The sequence below is a fragment of the Geobacillus thermodenitrificans subsp. thermodenitrificans DSM 465 genome (assembly GCF_000496575.1).
Lineage (GTDB): Bacteria > Bacillota > Bacilli > Bacillales > Anoxybacillaceae > Geobacillus > Geobacillus thermodenitrificans.
Genome location: NZ_AYKT01000036.1, coordinates 1 through 5,172 on the forward strand (window position 1 = coordinate 1; position 5,172 = coordinate 5,172).

The 5,172-nt window shown below is 39.5% G+C and carries 11 protein-coding genes; 5 read left to right on the forward strand and 6 right to left on the reverse strand.

What is annotated here, in order from left to right; all coding sequences use genetic code 11:
• On the reverse strand, window positions 1–184 hold a 184-nt coding region (locus tag DSM465_RS0117400; protein ID WP_029761909.1), incomplete at its 3' end, for a hypothetical protein.
• Window positions 184–945 carry an ORF6N domain-containing protein gene (locus DSM465_RS18650; protein WP_051358553.1) on the reverse strand — a complete coding sequence of 254 codons (762 nt, stop codon included), beginning with the start codon at window positions 943–945 and terminating at the stop codon, window positions 184–186. The genes DSM465_RS0117400 and DSM465_RS18650, both read right to left, overlap by 1 nt.
• A gap of 314 nt (window positions 946–1,259) precedes the next feature.
• Between DSM465_RS18650 and DSM465_RS0117415 the strand changes: the two genes are divergently transcribed.
• On the forward strand, window positions 1,260–1,559 hold the full coding sequence (locus DSM465_RS0117415; protein WP_029761912.1) for a lactate permease: 300 nt from the start codon (window positions 1,260–1,262) through the stop codon (window positions 1,557–1,559).
• Here the strand turns inward: DSM465_RS0117415 and DSM465_RS0117420 are convergent.
• From DSM465_RS0117420 to DSM465_RS0117435, 4 genes are all read right to left on the reverse strand, one after another.
• A complete protein-coding gene (locus DSM465_RS0117420) occupies window positions 1,540–1,782 on the reverse strand; it encodes a Thoeris anti-defense Tad2 family protein (RefSeq protein WP_029761913.1) in 243 nt (80 codons plus the stop codon). The genes DSM465_RS0117415 and DSM465_RS0117420 overlap by 20 nt on opposite strands.
• A gap of 52 nt (window positions 1,783–1,834) precedes the next feature.
• On the reverse strand, window positions 1,835–1,960 hold the full coding sequence (locus tag DSM465_RS20135) for a hypothetical protein (RefSeq protein WP_255350181.1): 126 nt from the start codon (window positions 1,958–1,960) through the stop codon (window positions 1,835–1,837).
• 129 nt (window positions 1,961–2,089) lie between these two features.
• The gene (locus DSM465_RS20015; protein WP_029761914.1) at window positions 2,090–2,359 is read right to left on the reverse strand and encodes a hypothetical protein; all 270 of its coding nucleotides are present in this window, start codon (window positions 2,357–2,359) and stop codon (window positions 2,090–2,092) included.
• Complete coding sequence (locus DSM465_RS0117435; RefSeq protein WP_029761915.1) at window positions 2,353–2,580, reverse strand: helix-turn-helix domain-containing protein; 228 nt, start codon at window positions 2,578–2,580, stop codon at window positions 2,353–2,355. Before DSM465_RS0117435 ends, DSM465_RS20015 begins: the two co-directional genes overlap by 7 nt.
• Window positions 2,581–2,814: 234 nt before the next feature.
• On the opposite strand from DSM465_RS0117435, the gene DSM465_RS0117440 reads away from it, so the two are divergent.
• The 4 genes from DSM465_RS0117440 to DSM465_RS0117455 are packed head-to-tail and all read left to right on the forward strand — an operon-like array spanning window position 2,815 to window position 5,081.
• Window positions 2,815–3,255, forward strand: coding sequence for a helix-turn-helix domain-containing protein (locus DSM465_RS0117440; RefSeq protein ID WP_029761916.1), 441 nt, complete (start codon window positions 2,815–2,817; stop codon window positions 3,253–3,255).
• Window positions 3,256–3,269: 14 nt separating this feature from the next.
• Complete coding sequence (locus DSM465_RS0117445) at window positions 3,270–3,728, forward strand: ImmA/IrrE family metallo-endopeptidase (RefSeq protein WP_029761917.1); 459 nt, start codon at window positions 3,270–3,272, stop codon at window positions 3,726–3,728.
• Window positions 3,729–3,747: 19 nt separating this feature from the next.
• Window positions 3,748–3,918, forward strand: a complete 171-nt coding sequence (locus DSM465_RS19685; protein ID WP_167359611.1) for a hypothetical protein — start codon at window positions 3,748–3,750, stop codon at window positions 3,916–3,918.
• A 2-nt stretch (window positions 3,919–3,920) separates the two neighbouring features.
• Window positions 3,921–5,081: a tyrosine-type recombinase/integrase gene (locus tag DSM465_RS0117455; protein WP_029761918.1), complete on the forward strand. Its 1,161-nt coding sequence runs from the start codon at window positions 3,921–3,923 to the stop codon at window positions 5,079–5,081.
• Window positions 5,082–5,172: the final 91 nt, after the last annotated feature.

The window sequence follows — 5,172 nt, forward strand, 5'->3', positions numbered from 1 at the left end:
CATGCTCCTCTTTCCGTTTGATGAGCTCGTCTAAGTCGCGTTTGCAGCGCAAGAACTCTTTTACCCATTTTTCCGCTTCGTTCAAGTCGCGTCCGAACTGAGCCACACGAGCGCGGGCAAGGCAATAGTCGCAACATTCCAGGAGTTCATTGGCATGTTGAAGATCGCCTGGGAGGACGTTCATCACGAAACACCTCCCAGTGCTTTCGCTAAACGGATTGCCGGAACCAACAAATTTAACTCTTCCACGATGTCGATTGGCTTAACGTTTTTATCCCCTTTCGCTCTCCGATTTTCTACACGGCGCTTAATATCGACGTGATATTGAGCGCCAAGCAAGTCATAAACCTTGTTGTACGCCTCGTCAAAGCCGATCTGCTCCCGTTTTGATAAAGCACGCACCGCGTCATTGAATTGTTTTCGTAACGGCATATTTACATCGACAAGCCCGCGTTTTAAGTCCGTTACTTCATTGGAAGTGGCCGCAATCTTCTGTTTTGCTTCGTCAGCTTCCTTCTTAACAACCGCTAATTCTTGCTCTAGTTGCTTTTGTCTAAGTTCTAGTGAGACCAACGCTTGCAGTTGAGGACTCAACATCTGAATGTTGATCGCATTCTCCTTCACCCTGTAATACTCATCCACTAATCGCTCGTATGCTTCCCAGGCTTCGTCGGTGTTGAGTGATTTCGCGTGCAACCATGCGCCTTTTTCGGTCCATAAGTAGAGTACTGTTGCATTTTTCGAACCATCCGCAATTTGCGTACGGTTTAAAAACTCTTGTTTTTCCGAACCTTGTAACGCAAAATAGTGTTTACCGAGCTTAAAGCGATCTTTGTTACGGTTAAAATTTTCGGAAATCCGTCTGTTATCCGTACCGTAATACTCAGCTAACTGGGAAGTTGTCAAAACCCGTTGGCCGTTTTGTTCAATCACAGTTAAGTTCATTGCGTTTCCCCTCCACTTTGTTAATGTATTTGATTAGCTCTTTACGTTTGTGTTTATACGCGAGCTGTTTTGTCGCTTTAAGTGATATAAGCCATTTACCGTTGTGATATTTGAACTCGCTGTCTGGGATATCCTTAAAAACCGGAAATAACTTCTTGTACTCTGCTAAACTAACTGGATCTCTTTGCAAATGTTTCACCTCCCTCGGTATAGTAATCGCTCCAATCATCGATTTAGTTGCGATTGATTAGACAAGTTTTTGCAGGATTTCCCTCCTTCTTGTCGAAATAAGGCGAGGGAAGGAGGTGATACAGATGAAACTTATAAAGCTTTCTGAACAACTACTTAAACAAATGGTCGTAGAGTATAAGAAAAATGATCGTGAGTTGTTCGATCTTGATTTTTTTAAACAGCTCCATCCCAACGAAACTGAAAATTCTCTTTCAAAAGCTTTATATCTGTTAGAAGAAGAGGGCTTCGTGTCGATTCTACCTGCCGATAATGTCGCTTATATAACAGCATTGAACCCTCGTGGCATAGCGAATGTTGAAGAAAATACGTTATTGAAAAAGGGTTATACGCTTATAAAAGAGATCAAGTCTCTAATCCAATAACAATCCAATCATCTGCAAGCAAATCCTCCGCTTTCGGATTCCATCTTTTGCCGGGGGATATCTTTTTGCCAGCTATTCTCTCGTATTCTGGTGAAGGAAAGACAATGCAGCAGTCTGGTGTGTCAGTCGGTTTTATTCTCATGAATTTATAAAGTTCATCGCCTGTCCGTGTAATGCACAGTCCTTTTTCCAATGCTAACTTGGTTGCTTCCTGAATATTCATGGATTCCACCCCTTGTCCAATTTTTCACCAAAAAGATCGACTCATCCAAAATTCAGAACTCGTACTTCGTATCTTCCCAACCGCACTCTTCGCACGCTGCTTCCCAAACGTAGCCTTTCCCTTCGACAACTTCTACCACTTCCCAACGGGCTTCCGCGCCGCAACGTGGGCATTCCATGTTCTTTCACCTCCCGCTTGTCCAAATTTCTTTTGAAAAGAATGCGATGCGGTAATCACCACGAATCAAATCGAACTTTGCAACGCACAATAATCGTTAGGCGCGATTTTCATTTGTGGTTACATCCTTTCAGCTTCTCGGCTGCTCTTTTAACCACATGAGCAAGAACTCTTCGCATTCTCGAGCTGGAAACAACCATTTCTTGCCGACCCGATACTTTGGAAATCTCGGGTCATAAAAGAATGTTTCTCGAATGAATGTTTCACTCATGTTGGTTTGTCGGCAAAGCTCTTTCATGTCCCAAAACGTGTGACGATGTTGAATTTCATCTAGGCGCTTCCGCAACTCTTCTAGGAAGCGCTGCTCGATCTGATGTTCATCAAGATGAATTGTTAGCAAGATTTATCACCCACCAATTCCATCTTCTTTTCTTTTGGAACAATTAATATTTCTATGCCAAGAGCTTCGCATGTTTTGTTTATAGTTGTTTCGTTCCAACGGCGGTTTCCAGCTAGCAAATCATGTATATACTGAGGCGTATAACCGATCATTCTAGCTAAGTCGGAAGCAGTTAAGTCCCGTTCCTTTAAAAGTTTTTTTACTGCCTTCGAAAAATTCATTTATCTCAACCTCCTTTCAGCTTAAATTTTAAGCTTAATATTTAAACAAAACAACATTTAAAATTAATCATTTAGCTGTATTTAAGAGAAATTTTAAGCATTTTGATTAATTTTTCTTTAATTTGCTTAATATTTCTTCTTTTTTCTCATTTTTTAAGCTATTTGCTTATTGAATTGTGAAGCTTAAAACAATAAAATTAAATCAACAAATAGTTTAAAAAAGGGTGATGTTTGGTGGAAAAATCGCGAATACGTACAATTCGTAGACAAAAGGATCTGAGTGGAACTAAAGTAGCAGAAATGTTAGGAATATCAGCCCAATATTATTACGATATTGAAAAAGGAAAACGTAATCTAAGTGCAGAAATGGCAACCCGTCTTGCTGAAATTTTTGGAGTTACAACAGACTATTTATTGGGTAGAACAGATAAGCCTAATGACGAATCAGATTGGGATTCAAAACTACCTGAACTAACAGAAAAAGAAGAACGAGACATTGCTCTTAAGCTGGAGAAAATATTAAACCAATTGGATCATGAAAATGCGGTTTCGTTTTATGGAGAACCTATGGATGAGGAAACAAAAGAAGCAATGCGCATATCTTTAGAAAGCTCGTTACGACTTGCCAAACAGCTCGCAAAGAAGAAGTTCACTCCTAAAAAATATAGAAAATAAGTGGGTGACGGCGCATGAAAGATATAAAAAAGCTGATTATGTCCCTTATAAGAAAACATGGGACCAATGATCCTTTTCGTATCGCAATGGAAAGAAATATTATTTTACGTTTTGAAGATTTGAAATCTACGTATGGATACTTTCTACACAGCAATCGAATGAAATTTATCCATATCAATAATAAGCTGGATGAAGCTTTTCAACGTTTTGTATGCGCCCATGAATTAGGACATGCTATCTTACATCCAAGAGTTAACACTCCTTTTTTGAGAGCAAACACTCTCTTTTCAGTTGATAAAATCGAAATTGAAGCAAATACATTTGCTGTTGAATTATTACTTCCAAATGACGTTATCACTCAATACCAAGGCACCGATCTGACCATATATGACGTAGCTAAAATGTACAGTGTGCCACAAGAGCTTGTTCATTTAAAAAATTTTAACCATGAAACAGAACGTATATTCGTTTAATTTAAGGAGGTATTTCGCTATGATCATTAATTTAGATGATTATCGGGAAAAGAAGAAAAAGAAAAGAAATGACCGTTCAATGGTCAGTATCCCTATATTTTCACGAATTACAGTAGAGGATAACAAATTAATCGGTGAGCTTGAGAATGGACAAAAAGTTATCATTCAAAACTTAGAAAAGGAGGAGTGAAATTGGCTAGTTTCCGTAAACACCCAAACGGAACATGGGAATATCGAATCCGCTATAAAGATCGGGCGACCGGTAAGTATAAAGAAAAATCTAAGCGTGGATTTAAAACAAAAAAAGAAGCCCAATTGGCAGCCGCCCAGGCGGAAATGGAATTGGAGTATTACGGATTCTCTGAAGATGGGAACGAAAGAGTAGATGCGTATTTTGAAAAGTGGCTCGAAGTGTATAAAAAACCAAACGTCAAGCCTATCACTTATTCTCTCCAAGAAAGAAACGTCCGACTAAACATTCTTCCGCGTTGGGGGAATTATAAGCTTAAAGAAATTACCAGAGTTGAATATCAGAAATGGATTAATGAATTGAGGGAGCGATATAGCGAAGGAACAGTTAGACGAATTCACAGTATCATGAATTCAGCGCTCAATGACGCTGTCCATGAATTCCGTATTTTGCGTGAAAATCCGCTTGTGAAAATCACTATTCCAAAAGAAACGGATAGAAATCAGGAATTAAAATATTTCACGCGGGAGCAGCTGGAAAAATTTTTAGAGGAGGTAAAGAAACCACAGAAACATGCTAAGTATCAACATTCGATTCAGTACTATGTACTGTTCACTCTTTTGGCCCGTACGGGGTTGCGGATCGGGGAAGCTTTGGCATTGACGTGGGATGACATCGATTTTGAAAATAAGACACTCACGGTGAACAAAACGCTAGTGTATCCGACTAACTCAACGCCGTATCTTTCGACTCCGAAATCGAAAGCAAGTTTGCGAACAATCAAATTAGACGACGTGACGATTCGTCTGTTAAAAAAACATCGTATTAACCGGAATGAAATGTATTTAAAATACCAGAACTATAAAAAACCTGAAACCAACATTGTGTTTCATCAACACGACGGACGTTGGTTACGGACAAACGTTGTCCGTGAATACTTTAAAGAAGTTTGTAAGCGTGCTGGGCTTCCGATATTATCACCACACGCTCTTCGGCATACTCATGCTGTTCATCTTCTCGAAGCCGGAGCAAATATTAAATACGTGTCCGAAAGGTTAGGACATGCAAGTATAAAAACAACCGCTGACACATACCTCCATGTGACCAAAAAAATCGAGGATGAGGCACTGGAGTTGTATCAGCGGTACACAGAAAAAATATAATTGTGGGTGAATTGTGGGTGTGGCGTTCAAGAAAAAGCGCCACACCTTTGATTTTATAAGATTAACCAATACTACCTTCCATTTCAAACTT